The sequence below is a fragment of the Streptomyces sp. NBC_00287 genome (genome assembly GCF_036173105.1).
GTDB lineage: Bacteria > Actinomycetota > Actinomycetes > Streptomycetales > Streptomycetaceae > Streptomyces.
In genome coordinates this window covers 3,834,901-3,857,264 of the sequence record NZ_CP108053.1, presented here as the reverse complement: position 1 = coordinate 3,857,264, position 22,364 = coordinate 3,834,901, and the positions used below count along the sequence as shown (strand labels likewise).

The following is a 22,364-nucleotide window of genomic DNA, read 5'->3' as shown; positions in this document are numbered from 1 at the left end:
CATACGGGGGATGGCCCGGTGAACGGTGAGGGGCCCACCGGTGACGTCCAGGTCGGCCCCTCAATCCGCTTGTCGTACGGCCTACTTCACCGCGCCCGCCATCACACCGGACACGAACTGCCGCTGGAACGCGAAGAACACGGCCAGCGGGATCACCATGGAGATGAAGGCGCCGGGCGCCAGCACCTCGATATTGCTGCCGAACTGCCGTACCTGCTGCTGAAGCGCGACCGTCAGCGGCTGCGAGCCGGAGTCGGAGAACACCAGCGCCACCAGCATGTCGTTCCACACCCACAGGAACTGGAAGATCCCCAGCGACGCGATGGCCGGGGCGCCCAGCGGCAGGACGACGGTCATGAACAGCCGTGCCTCGCCCGCCCCGTCGAGCCGCGCCGCCTCCAGCAGCTCCTTCGGGATCTCCGCGAAGAAGTTGCGCAACAGGAAGATCGCGAACGGCAGTCCGAACGCCACGTGGAACAGCACGACACCGGTGATGGAGCCGAAGATCCCCAGTTCGCCGAAGAGTTCGGACAACGGGATCAGCGCCACCTGCACCGGCACCACCAACAGCGCGATCACCACCATGAACCACCAGTCGCGGCCCTTGAAGTCCATCCACGCGAAGGCGTATCCGGCCATCGCGCCGATGATCACCACGAGCAGGGTCGCCGGGACGGTGATCCACACGGTGTTGAACAGGGCGTTGGTGATGTCGTCGTTCTCCAGCAGGGTGCTGTAACTCTCGGTGGTGAGCTGGGCCGGTGCCGTGAAGACCTTCCACCACCCCGAGGAGGCGATATCGGTCGGCTCGCGGAACGAGGACACCAGCAGTCCGAAGGTCGGCACCAGCCAGAACAGCGCCACCAGCAGCAGGAAGGTGCGCAGCGCCCCGCCCGCGGCCCCGCTTGCCATCCGGGAGGCCCATGACCGCTTGCCGCGTACGGAGGTGTCGAGTGCGGTCACCGCTCGCGCTCCTTCCTGAGCCGGCGGATGTTGACGATCATCACCGGGATCACGAGCAGCAGCAGGATGATGCCGATCGCGCTGCCCAGCCCGTAGTTGCCCCCGCCGCCGAAGGACGACAGGAACAGTTGCAGCGCCAGGACGTTGGCCTCGTCCTGGGTGGGCTGCGGGGCGATGATGTAGACCAGGTCGAAGATCTTCATCACGTTGATCATCAGTGTGATCAGGACGACGATCAGGACCGGTGCCAGCATCGGCACCGTGATTCTGCGGAACACCTGCCACTCGTTGGCGCCGTCCACCCGCGCCGCCTCCAGCAGATTGCGGTCGACTCCGGCGAGCCCCGCCGCGATCAGCACCATCGCGAAGCCCGCCCACATCCAGACGTACGCCCCGATGATCGAGGGGGTCACCAGCGTCGGGCCCAGCCAGTCGATGCCGTTGTAGGGCGCCGCGAAGTTCGAGCCGGGCAGGCGTAGTTGGGCCCCGTCGGCTTCCGCGGGCAGCGTGAAGGTGCCGTCCGCGCCACTGGTCGCCGAGGCCACCACCTCGCCGTCCTTGACCGCCTCGACCTTGACGCCCTCCAGCGCCTTCTCACCCGCGTCGACCTGGCCCTTCTCACCGCCACCGCCGAGCTTGAAGTCCAGCCAGACCGTGCCGGTGATGCCGTCACCGGTCGCTGCCTTGGCGTCCTCGGGGGAGCCCGGCACCTTGTTGGGCGCGATACCGACGAGCGGGAGCAGCGCCGGGGTGCCCGCCTCCACCGTGCCCGTCGTGGTGAAGGAACCGCCGCCGGACGCCTTGAGATCGCTGACCTGCGCGTTGGGGCGGGCCTTCGGATAGACGGAGGAGTCGGCGAAGGTGTCGTGCACCGAGGTCACGATCGCGTTCGCCACACCCTGGTCCGGGTCCGCCTGGTACACCAGCCGGAAGATGATGCCGGCCGCGAGCATCGAGATCGCCATCGGCATGAAGACGATCAGCTTGAACGCCGTGCCCCAGCGCACCCGTTCGGTGAGCACGGCGAAGATCAGGCCCAGCACGGTGACCACCGCGGGCGCGACCGCCACCCAGATCGCCGTGTTGCGTACGGCGGTCAGCGTGGAGTCGTCCGTGAAGACGTCGACGTAGTTGTCCAGGCCGACGAAGCCGTCGCCGCCCGCGTCGTACAGGCTGCGCCAGACCGAGTACCCGATCGGGTAGACCACGAGCGCGCCGAGCAGCACCAGCGCGGGCAGCAGAAACAGCACCGCCACCCACAGCCGGGTGCCCGTCACGCTCTTGCGCGGTGCCGGAGCACCTTCGTTCGCGACGGATGCCATCCGTCAGCCGGTCTTGTACGCCTTGGCGGCGTCCGCCTCCAGCTTTTGCTGGGCGCCCGCCACATCGCTCGGGTTCTTCAGGAAGTCCTGGAGCTGCTTCCACTCGCCGACACCCTGCGTGCCGCCGAACGCCGCCGGCGCCTGGTCCGACATGTCGAAGCGGAAGTCGTCGCCCGCCGCGATCAGCGCCTCGGCGATGCCCCGGGTGACATCGTCCTTGTATGTCCCCTGGTCCATCTCCTTGTTGGGCGAGAGGAAGCCGCCCTGCGCCGCCCAGATCTCGGCCGCGTCGGTCGAGGACAAGAACGTCATCAGCGCCTGCGCGCCCTCGCCGTCCTTCAGCGCCACGGCCACATCGCCGCCGCTGACCACCGGCGACTCGGTGCCGACCGCCGGGAACGGGAACACCTTGGCATCCGTGCCGACCTTCGCGTCCGTGTCGGCGTTGATGTTCGCGGTGACGAAGTCGCCCTCGAAGACCATCGCGGCCGGGGTGTCACCGGAGAAGGTCTGGGTGACCGACTTCGGGAACTCCGTCTGCAGCGCGCCCGAACGGCCGCCCGCGATCAGTTCGTCCTTGCCCCACAGCTCGGCGAGCGTGGTCAGGGCGTCCTTGACCGAGGGGTCGGTCCACTTGATCTCGTGCTTGGCGAGCTGGTCGTACTTCTCCGGGCCCGCCTGCGAGAGATAGATGTTCTCGAACCAGTCGGTGAGGGTCCAGCCGTCCGCGCCGCCGATGGAGACGGCCGGGGAACCGGCGTCGGACAGCGTCTGGGCGGTGGCCACGAAGTCCTTCCAGGTCTTCGGCTCCTCGGTGATCCCCGCGGCCTCGAAGGCGGCGGTGTTGTACCAGATGAGGGACTTGTTGGCGGCCTTCACATAGACGCCGTACTGCTTGCCCTCGTACGCCCCGAGGTCCTTCCAGCCGGCGGAGAAGTTCTTGTCCAACTGGGCCTGGGTGTCCGCGCTCAGGGGCTTGATCCAGCCCTTCTCGGCGAACTGGTGGAGCACGCCGACCTGTGGCAGGAACGCCACGTCCGGGGGCTGGCCGCCCTGGATCTTGGTACCGAGGAAGGTGGAGGTGTTGTTGCCGGTGGGCACGAAGTTCACCTTGGCGCCGGTGCGCTTCTCGAACTCGTCCAGCACCTTGGTGAAGTTGTCCTGCTCGGGTCCGGTCCAGACGGCCGCGACCTCGAGTGTCTGTCCGTCGAGCTTGGGAAGTTGGACGGTGGAGCCGGCCCCGGTTTCGGTGCCGCCGCCTCCGCCGCCGTTGTTGTCGTCGTCTCCGCCACAGCCGGTGAGCGCCAAAGTGAGGGCGCCCACCGTCGCGATGGCGATCCGGATGGTGCGTTTCGTGCTGCGCATCACTGCCCCGTTCTTCGTGCCTCGTTGCCTCGTCGAACGTTCGAGCGCTGTCTTGTTGTGGTTTGGTCTACGCCGGGTCCCGAAGGTCGGCAAGAGCGCCTGCGCTGTCAAGTAGGCGATCGTGACCGCGTCGTGACTGGGCCTCGACCCATCCGCTAGAGCAGCGAGGGCACCGCGGCGGCCGAGACCTCCTTCGCCGCTCGCTCCAGCGCGCTGGCCAGCAGGGCCAGGTCCGTCGGGCCGTTGCCGAGTTCACGGACCGGGCGGCGGGTCGGAGGGTCGCCCATGCGGTGCCATTCCAGCGGCACGACCGTGGGGCGGAGGGTGGCCGTGCGGGGGATACGGCCGGTGACCCGGCCGCCCTGGAAGGCGGTGACGCGTCCGTCCGCCCAGGTCAACCGGCCGCGGCCGGGCGCCGGTTCGTCCGGTCCGGTGGCCGGGGCGTCGAGGGTGACCTGCAGGGTTGCCCTGCGCGCCGGCTCCGACTCGGCCGTACGGCCGTCCGCACCCGTCGCGGCCACCAGGTGGACGCCGAGTCGCTCGCCCTCCCGGGCCACCGCCTCCAGCGCCCGTATGACCGAGCCCGCGGCCGGTCTGCCGGGGGAGCCCAGCGCGGGGGAGACCAGAGCGTCGAGGTCGTCCACGACCACCACCAGGCGGGGCAGCGGCGGTGGAGCATCCGTCTGGCGTCGGGATGCCGCCGGGCGCAGCCGCAGGGTGGAGCTGGGCGGGGCGTCCAGGTCACCGGCGCCTGTTCCGCTTCCGCCGGGGGTGGTGGCCGTGCGCTGGGTGACCATGCGGCCCGAGACCACCCGGCCCGCGTGCCACTCGGCGAAGTGGGTACGGCCCAGCAGCTCGGCCCGCCGCTTCAGCTCGGCGCTCAGGGACTGGGCGAACTCCCGCATCCGGACCGGGTCGTTGGCGGTGAGGTGGGTGGTGACATGCGGGACGTCGGTGCACACGCGCAGTCCGTCCCCGTTGCCGCTTCCGCCTGTGCTGTCCCGGCCGTCCATCAGGACCATGGTCAGCCGGTCCGGACGCTCGGCGGCGGCGAGCGAGGCGACGAGCGCCCGCAGCAGCTCCGTACGTCCGCTGCCCGCGGGGCCCTCGATCAGCAGATGCGGTCCGTCGGCGGCGAGGTCCGCGGAGACGGGGCCGCGCGGACCGGCGCCGAGCACGGCACACGCGCGTCCGCCGAGCGCTTCGGCGTCGTCGGCGGCGTCCGCCCAACGGGCCATCAGGGAGGCGGGGGTGGCTCGGGCCAGCCCCAACTCGTCCAGCAGCCGGGCCGCCTGAGGCAAGGGCGCGGACACCCGCGCCTGCCGCCCTCCTACGACACCGTCCGGCCGCAACGGCGCCAGAGCGCGGGCGAAGCGCTCGGCCCAGGGGAGGGAGACGGCGTCGACCGTGGCGATGGTGCCGGGGGGGATGGGGGCGGGATGGGCGGTGCGGCCTGCGGAAGTGGGGTTGGCGGGGTCGGAGGGGGTGTGGGTGGCGGAGGTGACATCGGCGGAGCCGGACGTCGCTTCCGAGCCGCCCGCGCGGGCGACCCGCATCAGCCGCAGGGCCGTTGCCACATCGCCGCTCAGCAGGGCGACCGCGCCGCACTCCCGGAACGCCGGGGCCACCGCGCAGGCCGCCCGGTAGGTCTCGGTGACCGGTGACGCGGGGGAGGCGGGAGGTGTCTCGGCGAGGCACACCACGTGGATCCCGGCGCGCGGCCCGTCCGACGCCAGCCGTGCCACGGCCTCCCGGACATCGGCGCCGCCGGGGTCTCCGTCCACGACGACGACGGTGGACGGCCCGGCGAAGTGGTCGGCCGGGTCGTCCTGGGCCCAGGAGGGGCGGCGGGCGGGGGCTGTGGAGGGGTGCTCGCCGTGATGGTCGTCGAGCCGTCGGAGCAGCTCGTCCGTGCGGGCCGTGGCCTGTTCGCGGTCGTGGGCCAGCAGCAGACGGCAGTCCTGGCCGTGGGACGGGCGCAGATGCGGGAGCCAGCCCAGCCAGGACCACTCGGCGGTGCGCTCCTCCAGCGGGCGCGAGCGGTCCGCGCTGATCAGCACGATCTCCAGGGCGTCCGGCGAGTGCAGCGCGGCGAGCTGGGCCACCACCGCGCGGGCAAGACCGGCCAGCCGCGCGCGCGGACCGGCCAGGCCCAGGGCACCGGCTTCGCGCAGATCGGCGGTCACGGGTACGGCGGGCAGCAGCCCGGAGCCGTCGGGGTCCGCGCGGTCGGCGGTACCGAGCCGGACGGTGAGCGCCTCGGGGTGTTCCGGCCCGCGCTCCCACAGCCGGGGGCCGGGACCGAGGGCGGTGAGCAGCAGGGCGGCGGGGTCCGGCCAGGTCTCCGGGAGCCGGCCGGCGGCAGAGGGGTGCTCGTCCACTTCGGCGCCCTGCCCGTCGTAGGCCTCGCGCTCGGCCGCCCCCTGCTCCCCGCGCCCACCGGTCAACCGCCGCGCCCACGCGCCGAAGCCACCGCGCCGACGCACGCCCTGCGGGACGTCGGTGCCGCGCAGGGGGGTGCCTTTGCGGCCGCTGCCGCTTGGGACGCCGTTGCCGGTCGCGGGGTCGCCGGAGGGGTTCCCGTCGCGGTTGCCTTTCCGGCCGCTGCCCCTCGGGGCGCCGTCACCCATCGGGCGGTCGCCGGAGGGAGCCGTGCCGCGTGCCTCGGCCGCGAGACCGGCGCGGTCGGTGCCTCCGGGAGCGCGGTCGCCGTGCGCGTGCGTGCCCCCGCGTGCGTGCCCGTCCGCCGGGATGCCCGCGTGCTGCCCGTCGTCGGAGGCGGCCTGGCCCCCCCGCCGCCCGTGCCCGCCGGCCGCCCGGTCACCCGGCACGGCGGCGCCCCCGCGCGCGTGCCCGTCCGCCGGGATGCCCGCGCCCCGTCCGTCGTCGGGGGAGGCCGTCCCCCGCCGCCCGTGCCCGCCCCCCGCGGCAGCGCCCCCGCGCGTGTCCGGCGTGAATCCGGCCCCGTGGGTATCGCCTCCCCGCGGCCCCGGGACACCCGGCCCCGGCAGGCTGTGGCTCTCGATCCGCGGTGCCCCGCCCTGCCCGGGAACTACAGGCGGCTCGACGGGGCCGTGCTGCTGGGCTCCCGGGGTTGCCGAAGAGGCTCCCCAGGCGGCCGAGCCGTACCCGTGCCGTGTCTCGCCCGTGGGGCCGGAGCTGTCGCGTGCGGGGGTGGCCGAGAGGCGGATGTGGCCCTCGCCGTCCGGGACCGTCGGTACCCGGGCCCCCGGGCCGCCCGTCGGGGCGAGCCGCAGGGTCGACTCCCCGATGCGCAGGAGTGCGCCCGGGGGGAAGCGGAGCGGGCGGGTGCCTACCTGGGTGCCGTCCAGGGTCGTGCCGTTGGTGGAGCCGAGGTCGGCGATCGAGACGCGGCCGTCGGCGGCGACCGTCACCGCGCAGTGCAGCCGGGAGACGTCCGGGTCGTCGAGGGGGACGTCGGCGTCGGCGGAGCGGCCGACCTCGATCCGGCCGCCGTGCAACAGATGGACGCCGCCCGCGTCGGGGCCCGCCACCACATGGAGCTGGGTCGGGGCGTCGTCGACCTCGGGGTGGGCCTCGGGTTCGGCCGGGGTGCCCAGCGAGAGCACCGCGCCGTCGATCAGCGGGGGCTCGCCCAGGGTGCAGCGCGCGCTGTCGAGCCGCTCCGCGCCCGCGTAGACCACCACCGGGCCCTCGCCCGCCGAGACCGCCGAGGCGAGCGCCGACGCGACCGCGGCCAGGGCCGTGCCGGCGGGCGCCGTGACCAGCACGTCGCAGCTCGCGGCGCGGCCCCGCGCGGCTGCGGGGGGCGGGCCCAGCGGGTCTACGACGGTCAGCCGGATCTGCATCGCCGTCAGCGGTCCCTTCTGCGCGGGCACCCGCGAACGGGGACGACCCCCCGCGGTCCCCCACCGCGGACTTCCCCCACCGCCACACGAGCACATCGGCCAGTACGAAAGGCATCCTCGCACCTGCCACTGACAACGCGCCCGCCGCCCGCTGACAAGTGATCTTGATTGGTCGGCTCTGCCCATAAAAATGCCTGATACCTGGTGCGCTTACGATCACTTGAGATCGGTCACGCACGGCTCGGGCAACCAAACAGAACGGCCCGAGCGTCTTTCCTGCGAACCTTTGCTTCGATCCGCCCGGCACTACAGTGGGTCGGAACATCGGAACACTTTCAGGCAATCAGCAGGGAGCGCGTGACGTGCGGCCAGTCGGCAGCAAGTACCTGCTCGAGGAGCCGCTCGGACGCGGCGCCACGGGCACCGTCTGGCGAGCCCGCCAGCGTGAGACCGCGGGCGCCGAGGCGGCCGTGCCGGGGCAGCCCGGCGAGACCGTCGCGATCAAGGTCCTCAAGGAGGAGCTCGCCAGCGACGCGGACATCGTCATGCGGTTCCTCAGGGAGCGGTCCGTCCTGCTCCGCCTGACCCACCCGAACATCGTCCGGGTCCGTGACCTGGTCGTCGAGGGTGAGCTGCTGGCGCTGGTCATGGACCTCGTCGACGGTCCCGACCTGCACCGCTACCTGCGTGAGAACGGCCCCTTCAGCCCGGTCGCCGCCGCCCTGCTCACCGCCCAGATCGCCGACGCGCTCGCCGCGAGCCACGCCGACGGCGTAGTGCACCGCGACCTGAAGCCGGCGAACGTCCTGCTGAAGCAGGACGGCGGCCAGATGCACCCGATGCTCACCGACTTCGGCATCGCGCGCCTCGCCGACTCCCCGGGCCTGACCCGCACCCATGAATTCGTCGGCACGCCCGCGTACGTCGCGCCCGAGTCCGCCGAGGGCCGCCCGCAGACCTCCGCCGTCGACATCTACGGCGCCGGCATCCTGCTGTACGAACTGGTCACCGGTCGGCCCCCGTTCTCCGGCGGCTCCGCCCTCGAAGTCCTCCACCAGCACCTGAGCGCCGAACCGCGCCGTCCCTCCACGGTCCCCGACCCGCTGTGGACGATCATCGAGCGCTGCCTGTCCAAGAACCCCGACCGGCGCCCCAGCGCCGAGAACCTCGCGCGCGGCCTCAGGGTCGTCGCCGAGGGCATCGGCGTGCACGCGAGCTCCGCGCAGATCGCCGCCGCCGAGGGCGTCGCCGCGCTGCTCGCGCCCGACCCGGCGCCCGCGACCGTGCCGGGCTCGGCCGACCCGACGCAGGTGCTGCCGCACAACGCCGGTGCCTACGACCCGAACGCCGCGACCAGCGTCCTGCCGCACACCGCGGGACCGGGCGGTGCCGCCGACCCCACCGCCGTCATGCCTCCGGTGCCCCAGGGGCAGCCCGGACCGGGCCAAGGGCCCGAGGAGCCGCACCCCTGGCAGAACCAGCTGCGGGCCGCGCGCGACCGTAACGAGCAGACCCAGGTCCAGTACCTCGACCCCAGCCAGGACCCGCTGCGCCGCCGCCCCCAGCGGCAGGTCGCCCGGCCCCAGCAGCCGCCGCAGCGGCAGCGACCCCAGCAGCAGCCCAATCCCGGGTACGGCTATCCCCAGCAGGGTCAGCCGCAGCAGTACGCCCCGCAGCAGCAGCCGCGGCCCCAGCAGCCGCAGCCGCAGCGGTACGCGCCGCCCCCGCAGCAGCCTCAGCAGCCCCAGCGGGAGCCCCGTCAGCCGCGGCAGCGCAGCGCCAACCCGATGCGGATCCCCGGTCTGGGCTGTCTGAAGGGCTGCCTCTTCACGATCGTCATTCTGTTCGTGGCCGGGTGGCTGGTCTGGGAGCTGAGCCCGCTGCAGGACTGGATCGGTACGGGCAAGGGGTACTGGGAGCAGCTCACGGACATGTTCACCACGGTGACCGGGTGGATCGGGGACCTGGGTGGGAGCTCGGGTCAGTAGGCCTTCCAGCAGCGAGTCTGTGGATTTGTCGACACCTGGCGGGTGATTTCTGTCTCCGCGGTGAAGGTGGGCTCGTCGGACGCGTAGTTTTAGGGACAACACGCGTCCGTAGGAGCAGTCTTGGCACGGAAGATCGGCAGCCGGTACACCGCCCACCAGATCCTGGGACGGGGCAGCGCCGGCACGGTGTGGCTGGGTGAGGGGCCCGAGGGGCCCGTCGCCATCAAGATGCTGCGCGAGGATCTCGCGTCCGACCAGGAACTCGTCGGACGCTTCGTGCAGGAGCGCACGGCGCTGCTGGGTCTGGAGCACCCGCATGTCGTGTCCGTGCGCGACCTGGTCGTCGACGGCAACGACCTCGCGCTGGTCATGGACCTGGTCCGGGGCACCGATCTGCGTACCCGCCTCGACCGTGACAAGCGGCTGGCGCCGGAGGCCGCGGTGGCGATCGTGGCGGATGTGGCGGACGGTCTTGCCGCGGCGCATGCGGCCGGGGTCGTGCACCGGGATGTGAAGCCGGAGAACGTCCTGCTGGACATGCAGGGCCCGCTGGGCCCGGCCGGCGCCCACCCTGCCCTCCTGACCGACTTCGGGGTCGCGAAGCTGATCGATTCTCCGAAGCGGACGCGGGCGACGAAGATCATCGGTACGCCGGACTATCTGGCGCCGGAGATCGTGGAGGGGCTGCCGCCGCGGGCATCGGTGGACATCTATGCCCTGGCCACGGTGCTGTACGAGCTGCTGGCGGGGTTCACCCCCTTCGGCGGCGGACACCCGGGCGCCGTATTGCGCCGCCATGTGACGGAGACCGTGGCTCCGCTGCCCGGTATCCCCGATGAGCTGTGGCAATTGATCGTGCAGTGTCTGGCGAAGGCGCCTGCGTCCCGGTTGCGCGCGTCCGAGCTGGGGGTACGGCTGCGGGAGCTGTCTCCGATGCTTTCGGGGATGCCGCCGCTGGATGTGGACGAGCCGGACACGGAGCCGGTGGAGGAGGAGGCGGTGCCCGAGGAGCCGGCGCCGTCGGGGCCGGTACGGCGGGGGGCGGTGCCGCTGGTTCCCGGGGCGAAGCCGACCGACTCCAATCGGGATACGCATACGTCGATGAGGGTGCCGGGGCCGGATGAGCTGGCGGGGGGTGCGCGGGGGACCGCGCGGGTGCCTCGGGCTTCGGGGGCCCCGCGGCCGGGCTCGGCCCGCCACCGGGCGGCCACTCGGCGGCGGCGTATCGCGCTGGGCGCGGCGGCGGTGGTGCTGGTGGCTGTGGCGGGCGTGGGTACCTGGCTGGCGACCTCGGGAGACGACGCGGACGCGACGCCCCAGGACACGAAGAACTCGGCACCGGCGTCGCCGTGACCCTGGGCGGATTTCGCCTCAGGGGGCGCTGCCCCTGGGCCCCCGTCGGCCCTGAAGGGGCCTCGTCCTCAAACGCCGGACGGGCTGAGAGGGGCCTACCCACCCTGCTCGGCCGAGGTCGCTTGCCGTAGCCGTTACGCTGGAGGCGTGGCAGTCGTCGATGTATCCGAAGAGCTCAAGTCCCTCTCCTCGACCATGGAGTCGATCGAGGCCGTTCTGGACCTCGACAAGCTGAGGGCAGACATCGCCGTGCTCGAGGAGCAGGCGGCCGTGCCGTCCCTGTGGGACAACCCGGACGAGGCGCAGAAGATCACCAGCAAGCTCTCCCACCTCCAGGCCGAGGTGCGGAAGGCCGAGGCCCTGCGCGGGCGGATCGACGATCTCTCCGTGCTCTTCGAGATGGCCGACGAGGAGGACGACCCGGACACCCGTGCCGAGGCCGAGTCCGAGCTCGTCGCCGTCAAGAAGGCGCTGGACGAGATGGAGGTCCGGACCCTGCTCAGCGGGGAGTACGACTCCCGTGAGGCGCTGGTCAATATTCGCGCCGAGGCCGGTGGCGTCGACGCCGCCGACTTCGCCGAGCAGCTTCAGCGCATGTACCTGCGCTGGGCGGAGCGCCACGGCTACAAGACCGAGCTCATCGAGACGTCGTACGCCGAAGAGGCCGGCATCAAGTCGACCACCTTCTCCGTGCAGTCGCCGTACGCCTACGGGACGCTGTCGGTGGAGCAGGGTACGCACCGGCTCGTCCGGATCTCGCCCTTCGACAACCAGGGGCGCCGTCAGACCTCCTTCGCGGGCGTCGAGGTGCTCCCCGTGGTCGAGCAGACCGACCACGTCGAGATCGACGAGTCCGAGCTGCGGGTGGACGTGTACCGCTCCTCCGGCCCCGGCGGCCAGGGCGTGAACACCACCGACTCCGCGGTGCGCCTCACCCACCTCCCCACCGGAATCGTCGTCTCCTGTCAGAACGAGCGGTCGCAGATCCAGAACAAGGCGACCGCGATGAACGTCCTCCAGGCCAAGCTGCTGGAGCGTCAGCGCCAGGAGGAGCGGGCCAAGATGGACGCCCTCAAGGGCGACGGCGGCAGCTCCTGGGGCAACCAGATGCGCTCGTACGTCCTGCACCCGTACCAGATGGTCAAGGACCTGCGGACGGACTTCGAGGTCGGCAACCCGCAGGCCGTGCTCGACGGTGAGATCGACGGCTTCATCGAGGCCGGAATTCGCTGGCGCAAGCAGCAGGAGAAGTAAGCGAAGCGTTTTGTCGACAAGGCAACTGCCGCCTCTGAGGTGGCAGTTGCCTTTTCTGTTCCCGGATGTCTGGGTTTTACATCACACTCACAGGCTCCATCCCCCGGCAAAGAACCCGTACTTGGACATCACGCGCGCAACGGCCTTGACGTTGCTTTGAAAAATGGGAAGGGTAAAGCGTGGCATGCGTATCTCTGGGGCGCATGTGAACCGGGGGGCTCTAGTGCAGCTACTTCCGTCGATCACCGCCCCGAGCGCCGCCTCACTGACGATGAGCTACTGGGGGTAGCAACCACATGACCAAGAAGACGCGGATCCGGGTCGCGCGGATTGCGGCCGGTGCCGTGATCGCGGCCGGTGCCACGCTCTCTGCCGCGGGTGTCGCTTCCGCCGACGTCTGCGAAGACCTGGGCGTCTGTGTCACGCCGGAGCCCGAGCCGACGCCGACCGAGCCGGAGCCCACGCCGACCGAGACCGAGCCGACCGTCATCCCGGAGCCGACCGAGCCGGAGCCGACCGAGCCCACCGAGCCGGAGCCCACGGAGCCGACCGAGGAGCCCTCGGACGACCCGACCACCGCGCCGACCGAGGACCCGGGCAACGGGAACGGCAACGGCAACGGGAATGGCAACGGGAACGGCAACAACACCGACCCCGACGGCGGCTCCGGTGACTCCGCCCAGCAGGAGGGTTCCTCCTCCCTGACGGACACCGGTGAGGAGGCAGCCTCCGACACCTCCGCCCAGGGCAGCGGTGAGGAGCTCGCCGAGACCGGTGCCGCGCAGACCACGTTCCTGCTGATCGGCGCCGCGACGATGATCGCCGGCGGCGTCGGCTTCCGGGTGCTTCCGCGCCTGGTGGGCGGCCGTGGCGGTGCGGCTGCCTGACGGTAGCCGCCTGCGCACACTGTGTGTGACGAAGGGCCCGGAGCGGATGTCGCTCCGGGCCCTTCGGATGTCTTCGGGCGTCCTACGCGAACGCGGTCTGGTGCGCCAGCAGCGCCACCGCCGCGATCAGCACCGCGAGCAGTGCGATCAGCGTCATCGGGTTCAGGTTCGCGAGCGGGTTCTCCTGCTGGAGCCGCTCTCGGTTCGCCCGGCACACCGGGCAGCGGCCCTCGTTCACGGGCGCCGCGCAGTTCGCGCACACCAGCCGGTCGTACGTCATGCGCCTCGCCCTTCTTGTCAGTGGTTTCAAGGGGAGAACGTCTCAGGGGCGCAGAACGTTCCCTTCTCTACTGTGCCAGGTTCCTCCGGAGGCTGCCTGGGCGCTCACAAAGGGAGGGTGCAAGGTGGGAACAAATCCGCACATCAGTGGCGCAACCCCGGCCGGTGCCTGCACTGCCGCACCCGACTCGCGTATGGTCACGCTCATCTACCCCCGGCGACCCGTGGTGCATCCGTGATCCGATTCGACAACGTATCCAAGGTCTACCCCAAGCAGACCCGCCCCGCACTCAGGGATGTGTCCCTGGAAGTGGAGAAGGGCGAGTTCGTGTTCCTCGTGGGGTCCTCCGGCTCCGGAAAGTCCACCTTCCTGCGGCTGATCCTCCGCGAGGAGCGGTGCAGCCACGGCCAGGTGCATGTTCTGGGCAAGGACCTCGCGCGCCTGTCCAACTGGAAGGTGCCGCAGATGCGGCGCCAGCTGGGGACGGTGTTCCAGGACTTCCGGCTCCTGCCGAACAAGACGGTCGCCGAGAACGTCGCCTTCGCGCAGGAGGTCATCGGCAAGTCGCGCGGTGAGATCCGCAAGTCCGTGCCGCAGGTGCTCGACCTCGTCGGGCTCGGCGGCAAGGAGGAGCGCATGCCGGGCGAGCTGTCCGGCGGTGAGCAGCAGCGCGTCGCCATCGCGCGGGCCTTCGTCAACCGGCCCAAGCTGCTGATCGCCGACGAGCCCACCGGCAACCTCGACCCGCAGACCTCCGTCGGCATCATGAAGCTGCTGGACCGGATCAACCGGACCGGCACGACCGTGGTGATGGCGACGCACGACCAGAACATCGTGGACCAGATGCGCAAGCGCGTCATCGAGCTGGAGAAGGGCCGCCTCGTCCGCGACCAGGCCCGCGGCGTCTACGGCTACCAGCACTGAGACCGCAGCGAGTTCCACGGAAAGGCTTGAAACAGACGCCATGCGCGCCCAGTTCGTACTGTCCGAGATCGGTGTCGGTCTCCGCCGCAATCTGACGATGACCTTCGCCGTCGTCGTCTCCGTCGCCCTGTCGCTCGCCCTGTTCGGCGGGTCGCTCCTGATGAGCGACCAGGTCAACACCATGAAGGGCTTCTGGTACGACAAGGTCAACGTCTCGGTGTTCCTCTGCAACAAGAGCGACGCCGAGTCCGACCCCAACTGCGCCAAGGGCGCGGTCACCGCGGACCAGAAGAAGGAGATCCTCGGCGACCTGGACAAGATGTCGGTCGTCGAGAAGGTGACGTACGAGTCGCAGGACCAGGCGTACAAGCACTACAAGGAGCAGTTCGGCGACTCCCCGCTGGCGGCCTCCCTCACGCCGGACCAGATGCAGGAGTCGTACCGGATCAAGCTGAAGGACCCCGAGAAGTACCAGGTCATCGCCACCGCCTTCAACGGGCGGGAGGGTGTGCAGTCCGTGCAGGACCAAAAGGGCATCCTGGACAACCTCTTCAAGCTGCTCAACGGCATGAACTGGGCGGCACGCGCGGTGATGGCGCTGATGCTCGTCGTCGCGCTGATGCTGATCGTCAACACCGTGCGGGTGTCCGCGTTCAGCCGGCGGCGCGAGACCGGCATCATGCGCCTTGTCGGTGCCTCGGGCTTCTACATCCAGGCGCCGTTCATCATGGAGGCCGCGGTCGCCGGGCTCATCGGTGGCACGGTCGCCTGTGGCTTCCTGGTGATCGCGCGGTACTTCCTCATCGACCACGGCCTGGCCCTCGCCGACCAGCTGACCCTGGTCAACTTCATCGGATGGGAAGCGGTGTTGGCGAAGCTGCCGCTCATCCTCGCGACGAGCCTGCTGATGCCCGCGTTGGCGGCGTTCTTCGCGCTGCGCAAGTATCTGAAGGTGTGACCAACGCCAAGGGGGCCGTACGGGCAACGGCCCGTACGGCCCCTTCGCGTTGTCCTAGACTCACCGGCATGTCAGGTCGTGACCTGTTCTGCCAGCCCCGTCGCATTCGCCGCGGGGCCGCCCTGACATTGGTCTTCGCGAGCGTGCTGGTCGCCGGTGCGGCCACCGGCGCACTGCCGGGACCCGACCGGAAGTCGCCGCCCGGAACGGCCCGTTCGACCACCGCCGCCCGCCATGAACAGGTTGCCGAGGCCGCCGCCGAGGCCATGGCCGACGGCAAGTCGCCCGTGGAAGCCGCCGAGCGCGCCGTCAGCCGCAGCGGGGACCGCTGGGGCGCCGTCTACTCCCAGGGCGAGTACGAGGAGTTCGAGGAGGCCCTGGACGGCCGCTACACCGGCGTCGGGCTGTGGGCGCGGCGCGAGCGGGACGGCCGTATCGAAGTGACCAAGGTGGGTGCGGGGTCGCCCGCGGCCGCCGCCGGGATCCGGGCCGGGGACCGGCTGCGCAGCGTCGACGGCGAGAAGGTCGACGGGCGGCCCGTCACCGAGGTGGTCTCCTTACTGCGCGGCGACGCCACCGACGCGGCCGCCGGTACGGCGGTCAGGCTCGGTCTGGAGCGCGGCACACGCGCGTGGAGCCTCACCGTGCACCGCGCGGAGCTGTCCACCGACTCCGTCACCGCCCGCCGGCTCGCCGGCGGGGTCACCGTGATCCGGATCGACTCCTTCACCAAGGGCTCCGGCGACGCGGTACGCACCGCCGTACGGCAGGCCCCCGCCGCCGACGGGATCATCCTCGACCTGCGCGGCAACTCCGGCGGCCTGGTCACCGAGGCCGTCACCGCCGCCTCCGCCTTCCTCGACGGCGGCCTGGTCGCCACCTACGACATCGACGGCGAGCAGCGCGCCCTGCACGCCGAGCCCGGCGGCGACACCACCAGACCCCTGGTCGCGCTCGTCGACGGCGGCACGATGAGCGCGGCCGAGCTGGTCACCGGCGCCCTGCAGGACCGCGGCCGGGCGGTCGTGGTGGGCTCCCGCACCTTCGGCAAGGGCTCGGTGCAGATGCCGAGCAGGCTGCCCGACGGCTCCGTCGCCGAGCTGACGGTCGGGCATTACCGCACTCCGTCGGGGCGCGGGGTCGACGGCCATGGCCTCACGCCCGACCTGGAGGCCGATGCGAAGGCCCTGGAGCGGGCCGAGACCGTGCTCACCGGATTGGGCCCCGAGTAAACCGCTTCCCGCGGACCCCCTCCGTAGTGCGAAAATGGACGGCACTATGAGTAAGGGAATGTACGTACCGAAGGAGTCCCAGCCCAAGCAGGGCGGGACGGCCGCCAAGGCCAAGGACGGCGAGAAGGGCGGCAAGCGCAAGATCGTCGCGCAGAACAAGAAGGCGCGGCACGACTACGCGATTGTCGACACCTTTGAGGCGGGCCTGGTGCTCATGGGCACCGAGGTCAAGTCGCTGCGCGAGGGCCGGACGTCGCTGACCGACGGCTTCGTCCAGATCGACCGGGGCGAGGCCTGGCTGCACAACGCCCACATCCCGGAGTATCACCAGGGCAGCTGGACCAACCACTCCGCGCGCCGCAAGCGCAAGCTTCTCCTGCACCGCGAGGAGATCGACAAGCTGGAGGCGAAGTCCCAGGAGACGGGTCACACCATCGTGCCCCTCGCCCTGTACTTCAAGGACGGCCGCGCGAAGGCCGAGATCGCGCTCGCGCGAGGCAAGAAGGAGTACGACAAGCGCCAGACGCTGCGGGAGAAGCAGGACCGGCGGGAGTCGGACCGGGCGATCGCGGCTGCGAAGCGGAGGGAGCGGGGCCAGTAGGAATACGGTGGCATCGGTGTGCGTTGGTCACGTACGATGGCACCAACACCGGACGACGTACCGGTGTGCAGATTGAGCTGTTTCTTAATTAAACACAGCAACATGGGGATGATCGGTTTCGACAGCGGCTGTCGAAGCAGGGGAAGCGTGTCGAGGAAGCGGCAATGATCTCGTAAACCATATGTCGCAAAAAATAATCGCCAACACCAAGCGCGATTCCTTCGCCCTCGCTGCCTAAGTAGCGACTTGCGAAGTGTCAGCCCGGGGCTGTTCCCGACCCGGATCCTGGCATCAGCTAGGGAACTAAACCTTGATCCCGGTCACGGGGTGAAGAGGGAAATCTAACAGTGACTGGGCCCGTTCCGGACTTGTCTGGGTGATCCGGAGGGCCGAGAAACTCGTACCAGACTGCACACGGAGAAGCCCTGATTCCGCACCGTTGGACGCGGGTTCGATTCCCGCCATCTCCACCAACCCCTCCGGGGGTAACCCCATGTGGGCAAAGGCCCCGTCGCTTTCGAGCGGCGGGGCCTTTGTCATGGGGCGCATGGGGTCTGTGACAGTCTGGGCCGATGCCTACCGCCCGCCGTGTTGTTCCCGTCGTTCTCGCCGGTGTCCTGCTGCTCGCCGCGTGCGGCGCCGAGGAGGGCGGGGCCGGGAGCGACGGTGGTCCGGTCGCTTCCGGAACGCTGTGTCCCACGGGTACACCGTTGCCTCTTCCGTCCTCCGGTGATCCGGCCGAGAGCGATGTGAAGGTCACCGGGCTGTACGGATGCGGGGCCGAATTCTCCGCCGACTTCGAGGTCACCAACGACGGGACCGAAGCGGCGACTTACACCGTCACCCTCGGGTTTCTCGACGGCTCCGGCGGTGTGCTCGACAACAGGGAACAGATTGTCGAGTCGGTCGGGGCGGGAAAGACCGCCAAGGGGACCGTCGCCATGGGGGAGTCGCCTTCGGCTGATGTGGCAGGCGTGACGGTCGTCAAGGTGCGCAGCGTCCCCGACGACGAGGCGTCGTCCGCTTCGGGTCCGTGCCCGGCGTCCGGGATGCACGTGTACGCGGACCAGGGGGACGCCGCGCTGGGACTGCGGGCCGTGGGACTGCACCTGGTCAACTGCGGCAGCCGGCCCGTCGAGATCAACGGCTATCCGGAGGTCGAGCTGCACGACGAGGACCACGAGACCGTCGACGGGGTGCGGATCCTCCAGGGCACCGCGGAGATCAGTACCGGCCTCGGTGACGACACCCCGCGGCCCCTGGTACTACGGCCGGGCGAAGTCGCGCGGGCCTCCCTCGCCTGGCGGAACACCACCGGCGCCGGCGAGCCGGTGAACGCGCCGTACGTCCGCGTATGGGCGAAGCCGGGCGCCGACCCCGTGATGGTGATACCGGAGCTCGACCTCGGGACGACGGGGAAGCTCGGCGTCGGTGCGTGGACGAAGGACGAGACCTACCGCGGGACCGAGACACCGGCGTCTTGACACCCCACGGTGGACGCCTCCGTTGTGGTGTCCCGCCCTATATCGGAGGGTCGTTGACGCTTTTACGGTCCCTCCGCATGACACAGACCAGAGCCGCGACCCTGCTTGCCGTCCTGACGGCCCTCCTGGCCGTCCTCCTCACCCCGTCCCCCGCGTCCGCCGCCTCCCTCCAGGAGGTCACCGGGTTCGGCACCAACCCCGGCGCGCTGCGCATGTTCCGGTACGTCCCCGACGGCCTCCCCGCCGGGCGGCCCGTCGTCGTCGCGATGCACGGGTGCACTCAGAACGCCTCCGGGTACGGCACCGGCAGCGGGTGGACCCAGCTCGCCGACCGCTGGGGCTTCTCCGTCGTCCTGCCGCAGCAGCAGAGCGGCAACAACGCGTCGAACTGCTTCAGCTGGTTCCAGACCGGCGACATCCAGCGCGGCCAGGGCGAGGCCGCCTCGCTCGCGCAGATGGTGGACCGGCAGATCGCGGATGTCGGCGGCTCGCGGGTGTATGTCACCGGGCTGTCCGCCGGGGGCGGCATGACCGCGGTGCTGATGGCGACGTACCCGGAGAAGTTCACGGCGGGCGGCATCGTCGCCGGGCTGCCCTACGGATGCGCGCAGGCCGCCGGGTCGCCGTACGTGTGCATGTACGTCGGCGCGACGCAGACCCCGGACCAGTGGGGCGACCGGGTGCGGGCCGCGCGCCCCGGGTACGGCGGGCCCTGGCCCGCGCTGACCGTCCTCCAGGGCACCGCCGACTACACCGTCAAGCCCGTCAACATGACCGACCTGGTGGAGCAGTGGACCGACGTCCACGGCGCCGACCGGACGGCCGACGTCAGTGACTCCGTCGCCGGGTATCCCCACCAGGTCTTCCGGGACCCGGCGGGGAACACCGCCGTCGAGACGTACAGCATCACCGGCATGGGACACGGCCAGCCCGTCGACCCCGGGCAGTGCGGGACGGCCGGTGCCTACTTCCTCGATGTGAATCTGTGTGCCGCGTATCAGCTCGGGCAGGCCTGGGGGCTCAGCGCAGGCTGAACGTCGACAGGCGCATGCCCTCACCGAGGACCAGATAGACGTCCGTACGGCCCTTCGCCGCGCCCGACAGCTTCGCCGTGACCGTCTCGTAGGTGTAGGGCGACGAGGTCCCGGCGAAGTGGGCCGTACCGGCGAGGGGGCCGGTCGGGGAGCCGAGCCGGACCTCGACCGGGCCGGACGCTCCGGCCAGGCTTGCCGTCAACTCATCGGCGCCCGCGCCCAGTTGTACGTCCGCGAACTTCAGCCAGGCGCCGTCCGCCGACGCCGACACCGCCGTACCGCGCGCCTTCGACTCGTCGACCAGGCGGATGCCGTCGTAGTCGTCGAAGTTCTCGGCACGGGTGGTGCGGGTGAGGTCGCGGGCGGGGATGGTCTCGCCCTTGACCCGCCAGGTCGTCCGGGTGCGGATGTCCGTCGAGGAGGCGCCGGCCATGACGTCGTAAGTGCCGGTCTCCGTCACCCACTTGGAGCGGGTGACGTCCCAGTGGGCCAGGTCGTCCGGGGTCAGCTTCAGGTGGACCGTGCGGGTCTCGCCCGGCTTCAGGGACACCCGCTCGAACGCCTTCAGCTGCTTGAGTGGCTGCTTGTCGCGGGAGGTCCGCTGGTGGGTGTAGAGCTGGACGACCTCGTCGCCTGCCCGGGTGCCGGTGTTGGTGACCTTCACCTCGTAGCCGCCGGTGACCTGCTTCAGCGTGCCGTAGCGGAACGTCGTGTACGAGAGGCCGTGGCCGAAGGGGTAGAGCGGGGCGCCCTTGAAGTACTGGTAGGTGCGGTCGGACTTGATGATGTCGTAGTCGAGGATCGACGGGAGGTCGGCCGTCGAGCGGTACCAGGTCTGGGTGAGGCGGCCCGCCGGGTTGACGTCGCCGTAGAGGACGTCCGCCAGCGCGCTGCCCGTCTCCTGGCCCGCGTGGGATGTCCACAGCAGGGCCGGGACCTCCTTCTGGAGGGCGCCGAGGGTCGTCGGGTAGCTGTTCTCGACGATCACGACCGTGTTCGGGTTCGCCTTGCGCACCGCCCTGACCAGGGCCTCCTGTGCGGGGGCGAGGCCCATGTCGGTGCGGTCGTGGGCCTCGCGGCCGTTGATCGACGGGTTGGAGCCGACCACGACCACCGCCGTGTCCCGGCCCTTCACCGCAGCGACCGCCTCTTCGACGCCGCTGCGCACGATGTCCTTCGTGTAGTGCGCGGCGTCCTCCTTCTCCACCAGCCCGAGCGTGCCGTCCGCGCCGGTCGGGCCGACGTATACCGGGTTGGTCCACCAGGACTCCTCGGTCTCGTACCCGGCGTAGCGCAGCAGGTGCGTGCCGTCCGGCTGTTCCTCCAGCTTGAACTGCTGCTGGACGAACCAGCCCCCGGGCTGCGCCTGGTCGTCGGCGAAACCGGACCAGTTGTAGCCGACGTACTTGCCGGCCACCGCCGAGCGCAGGGTCACGATCCCGGCGCCCCAGTCGAACACGTCGAACTGCGTGTTCGTGGAAGGGGCTTGGGCGCTCTCCTTGAGCAGGGCGTCGCCGGTGGTGATGTACTTGCCGGTCGCCGTGTTCTTCAGCGCGATGCGGTCGACGCCCTCGCTCTGCGCCACCTGGGGGACGCCGAGCTCGGCCGCGATGCCCTCTGCGGGGGTGACCGCGTACGGCAGGGTGCCCGAGTACCAGTCGGTGTACAGGGTGTCGGCGAGCGGGCCGACGACGGCGACGTCCTTCTCGGACTTCTTCAGCGGCAGCGCCTTCGACTGGTTCTTCAGCAGGACCGTGCCCTCGGCCGCCGCCTCGCGCGCCAGCTTCCGGTGCTCGGGGCTGTTGATGACCGACTTGTCGATCGCGCCGTACTTCCCGCCGCCGGGATCGAATTCGCCGAGCCGCACGCGGATCGACAGGACATGGCCCGCCGCCTCGTCGATGTCCGACTCCTCCAACAGGTCTTGGTCCAAGGCCGAGTTGATCGCCGCGATCGTCACGCCCGAGTCGGCGTTGTTGTCGGTGAAGCTGTCGATACCGGCCTTCACGGCCGCGGCGTCGCCCTCGGCGAGCGTGGGGTAGTAGCGCTGGTCGCCGGGGAGGTTGCCGGGGGCGAAGGCGTCGGTGACGTTGAACAGGTCGTACGAGGTCCACTTGCGCACGACGTCGTCGAGGTCCGGATTGACCGTCGCCGGGCGGCCGTTGACCAAGTTGTAGGAGGACATCACACCCGTTGCCGCGTTCGCCTCGATCGCGGGCTTGAAGGCTGCCTCGTCGTACTCCTTCGCCACCCTCGGGCGCAGGTCGGAGGAGGTGGTGGTGCGGTGCCACTCGTTGTTGTTGGCCAGGTAGTGCTTCAGGGTCGGGGCCGTCTTCAGATGGTCCGGGTCACCGCCGGTCAGGCCCTCGCCGTAAGCCGTGGACAGGGCGCCGGTCAGCTGCGGGTCCTCGCTGTAGCCCTCCTCGTTGCGGCCCCAGCGCGGGTCGCGCAGCGGGTTCACCACCGGCGCCCACAGGTTCAGCCCCCATCCCGCGGGGCGTTCCTGCTGGAAGCCGCGCGCCTCGTCGCCGACCGCCGAGCCGACCCGTTCCATCAGCTCCGGGTCCCAGGTCGAGGCAAGGCCGATGGCCTGGGGGAAGACGGTGGTCTCGCCGAGCCAGGCGACACCGTGCAGGGCCTCGGTGCCGGTGCGGAAGGACTGGATGCCCAGGCGGGGAATGGCGGGCTGGTACTGGTGCAGCAGCGAGATCTTCTCGTCCAGGGTGAGCCGGTCCAGCAGATCCTCGACCCGCTCGCCCACCGGAAGGGACGGATCGCGGAACGCCGGTTCGGCCGCCGACGCGGGAACGGCGGCGAACGTGCCGGCGATCAGCGCGAGGGCCACCACGAGCGCGGGTCTGAGTCTGGTCTTGCCCTTCATGTCACGGC

At 70.7% G+C, this 22,364-nt stretch carries 16 protein-coding genes and 1 other RNA gene; 11 read left to right on the top strand and 6 right to left on the bottom strand.

The features are described 5' to 3' along the window. Positions 1 to 81: 81 nt before the first annotated feature. The 4 genes from OHT76_RS17515 to OHT76_RS17500 all read right to left on the bottom strand — a co-directional run bounded on the left by OHT76_RS17515 (position 82) and on the right by OHT76_RS17500 (position 7,480). The gene (locus OHT76_RS17515; protein ID WP_443049800.1) at positions 82 to 963 is read right to left on the bottom strand and encodes a carbohydrate ABC transporter permease; all 882 of its coding nucleotides are present in this window, start codon (positions 961 to 963) and stop codon (positions 82 to 84) included. Continuing rightward, a complete protein-coding gene (locus OHT76_RS17510) occupies positions 960 to 2,285 on the bottom strand; it encodes a carbohydrate ABC transporter permease (protein ID WP_328871770.1) in 1,326 nt (441 codons plus the stop codon). The genes OHT76_RS17515 and OHT76_RS17510 overlap by 4 nt, the downstream gene beginning before the upstream one ends. A 3-nt stretch (positions 2,286 to 2,288) precedes the next feature. Further along, a complete protein-coding gene (locus tag OHT76_RS17505; RefSeq protein ID WP_328871769.1) occupies positions 2,289 to 3,650 on the bottom strand; it encodes an ABC transporter substrate-binding protein in 1,362 nt (453 codons plus the stop codon). A gap of 155 nt (positions 3,651 to 3,805) precedes the next feature. Continuing rightward, complete coding sequence (locus OHT76_RS17500; RefSeq protein ID WP_328876553.1) at positions 3,806 to 7,480, bottom strand: FtsK/SpoIIIE domain-containing protein; 3,675 nt, start codon at positions 7,478 to 7,480, stop codon at positions 3,806 to 3,808. 362 nt (positions 7,481 to 7,842) lie between these two features. Here OHT76_RS17500 and OHT76_RS17495 point away from each other — a divergent pair, with 362 nt between their 5' ends. The 4 genes from OHT76_RS17495 to OHT76_RS17480 all read left to right on the top strand — a co-directional run bounded on the left by OHT76_RS17495 (position 7,843) and on the right by OHT76_RS17480 (position 12,962). Continuing rightward, on the top strand, positions 7,843 to 9,468 hold the full coding sequence (locus OHT76_RS17495) for a serine/threonine-protein kinase (protein ID WP_328871768.1): 1,626 nt from the start codon (positions 7,843 to 7,845) through the stop codon (positions 9,466 to 9,468). 120 nt (positions 9,469 to 9,588) lie between these two features. Continuing rightward, positions 9,589 to 10,821 carry a serine/threonine-protein kinase gene (locus OHT76_RS17490; RefSeq protein WP_328871767.1) on the top strand — a complete coding sequence of 411 codons (1,233 nt, stop codon included), beginning with the start codon at positions 9,589 to 9,591 and terminating at the stop codon, positions 10,819 to 10,821. Positions 10,822 to 10,968: 147 nt separating this feature from the next. Then, on the top strand, positions 10,969 to 12,075 hold the full coding sequence (prfB, locus tag OHT76_RS17485; RefSeq protein ID WP_328871766.1) for a peptide chain release factor 2: 1,107 nt from the start codon (positions 10,969 to 10,971) through the stop codon (positions 12,073 to 12,075). 296 nt (positions 12,076 to 12,371) lie between these two features. Beyond that, entirely contained in the window at positions 12,372 to 12,962 is a 591-nt protein-coding gene (locus OHT76_RS17480; RefSeq protein WP_328871765.1) for an LPXTG cell wall anchor domain-containing protein, read from the top strand. 82 nt (positions 12,963 to 13,044) lie between these two features. On the opposite strand, the gene OHT76_RS17475 is transcribed toward OHT76_RS17480, so the two are convergent. Continuing rightward, entirely contained in the window at positions 13,045 to 13,242 is a 198-nt protein-coding gene (locus OHT76_RS17475) for a hypothetical protein (RefSeq protein WP_328871764.1), read from the bottom strand. A 234-nt stretch (positions 13,243 to 13,476) separates the two neighbouring features. Here OHT76_RS17475 and ftsE point away from each other — a divergent pair, with 234 nt between their 5' ends. From ftsE to OHT76_RS17440, 7 genes are all read left to right on the top strand, one after another. Then, entirely contained in the window at positions 13,477 to 14,166 is a 690-nt protein-coding gene (ftsE, locus tag OHT76_RS17470; RefSeq protein ID WP_186286574.1) for a cell division ATP-binding protein FtsE, read from the top strand. A gap of 40 nt (positions 14,167 to 14,206) precedes the next feature. Next, on the top strand, positions 14,207 to 15,124 hold the full coding sequence (gene ftsX / locus OHT76_RS17465; RefSeq protein WP_328871763.1) for a permease-like cell division protein FtsX: 918 nt from the start codon (positions 14,207 to 14,209) through the stop codon (positions 15,122 to 15,124). A gap of 68 nt (positions 15,125 to 15,192) precedes the next feature. Further along, a complete protein-coding gene (locus OHT76_RS17460) occupies positions 15,193 to 16,356 on the top strand; it encodes a S41 family peptidase (RefSeq protein WP_328871762.1) in 1,164 nt (387 codons plus the stop codon). A 58-nt stretch (positions 16,357 to 16,414) separates the two neighbouring features. After that, a complete protein-coding gene (smpB, locus tag OHT76_RS17455; protein ID WP_328876552.1) occupies positions 16,415 to 16,957 on the top strand; it encodes an SsrA-binding protein SmpB in 543 nt (180 codons plus the stop codon). Between the two features lie 104 nt (positions 16,958 to 17,061). Then, positions 17,062 to 17,430: a transfer-messenger RNA gene (ssrA, locus tag OHT76_RS17450) on the top strand. Positions 17,431 to 17,529: 99 nt separating this feature from the next. After that, positions 17,530 to 18,441: a DUF4232 domain-containing protein gene (locus OHT76_RS17445; protein ID WP_328871761.1), complete on the top strand. Its 912-nt coding sequence runs from the start codon at positions 17,530 to 17,532 to the stop codon at positions 18,439 to 18,441. Positions 18,442 to 18,518: 77 nt separating this feature from the next. Beyond that, positions 18,519 to 19,475, top strand: coding sequence for an extracellular catalytic domain type 1 short-chain-length polyhydroxyalkanoate depolymerase (locus OHT76_RS17440; protein ID WP_328871760.1), 957 nt, complete (start codon positions 18,519 to 18,521; stop codon positions 19,473 to 19,475). Here OHT76_RS17440 and OHT76_RS17435 read toward each other — a convergent pair. Further along, positions 19,462 to 22,356 (bottom strand): glycoside hydrolase family 3 protein, encoded by a 2,895-nt coding sequence (locus OHT76_RS17435; RefSeq protein WP_328871759.1) that lies wholly within the window; start codon positions 22,354 to 22,356, stop codon positions 19,462 to 19,464. The genes OHT76_RS17440 and OHT76_RS17435 overlap by 14 nt on opposite strands. Between the last annotated feature and the right edge of the window lie 8 nt (positions 22,357 to 22,364).

What these genes read in the sequence shown, in the direction of transcription:
- smpB (WP_328876552.1), top strand. Translation starts at nt 16,415, where the DNA reads ATGTACGTACCGAAGGAGTCCCAGCCCAAGCAGGGCGGGACGGCCGCC.
- ftsX (WP_328871763.1), top strand. Translation starts at nt 14,207, where the DNA reads ATGCGCGCCCAGTTCGTACTGTCCGAGATCGGTGTCGGTCTCCGCCGC.
- OHT76_RS17510 (WP_328871770.1), bottom strand. Translation starts at nt 2,285, where the DNA reads ATGGCATCCGTCGCGAACGAAGGTGCTCCGGCACCGCGCAAGAGCGTG.
- OHT76_RS17505 (WP_328871769.1), bottom strand. Translation starts at nt 3,650, where the DNA reads ATGCGCAGCACGAAACGCACCATCCGGATCGCCATCGCGACGGTGGGC.
- OHT76_RS17460 (WP_328871762.1), top strand. Translation starts at nt 15,193, where the DNA reads ATGTCAGGTCGTGACCTGTTCTGCCAGCCCCGTCGCATTCGCCGCGGG.
- OHT76_RS17480 (WP_328871765.1), top strand. Translation starts at nt 12,372, where the DNA reads ATGACCAAGAAGACGCGGATCCGGGTCGCGCGGATTGCGGCCGGTGCC.
- OHT76_RS17445 (WP_328871761.1), top strand. Translation starts at nt 17,530, where the DNA reads ATGCCTACCGCCCGCCGTGTTGTTCCCGTCGTTCTCGCCGGTGTCCTG.
- OHT76_RS17500 (WP_328876553.1), bottom strand. Translation starts at nt 7,480, where the DNA reads ATGCAGATCCGGCTGACCGTCGTAGACCCGCTGGGCCCGCCCCCCGCA.
- OHT76_RS17475 (WP_328871764.1), bottom strand. Translation starts at nt 13,242, where the DNA reads ATGACGTACGACCGGCTGGTGTGCGCGAACTGCGCGGCGCCCGTGAAC.
- OHT76_RS17440 (WP_328871760.1), top strand. Translation starts at nt 18,519, where the DNA reads ATGACACAGACCAGAGCCGCGACCCTGCTTGCCGTCCTGACGGCCCTC.
- OHT76_RS17435 (WP_328871759.1), bottom strand. Translation starts at nt 22,356, where the DNA reads ATGAAGGGCAAGACCAGACTCAGACCCGCGCTCGTGGTGGCCCTCGCG.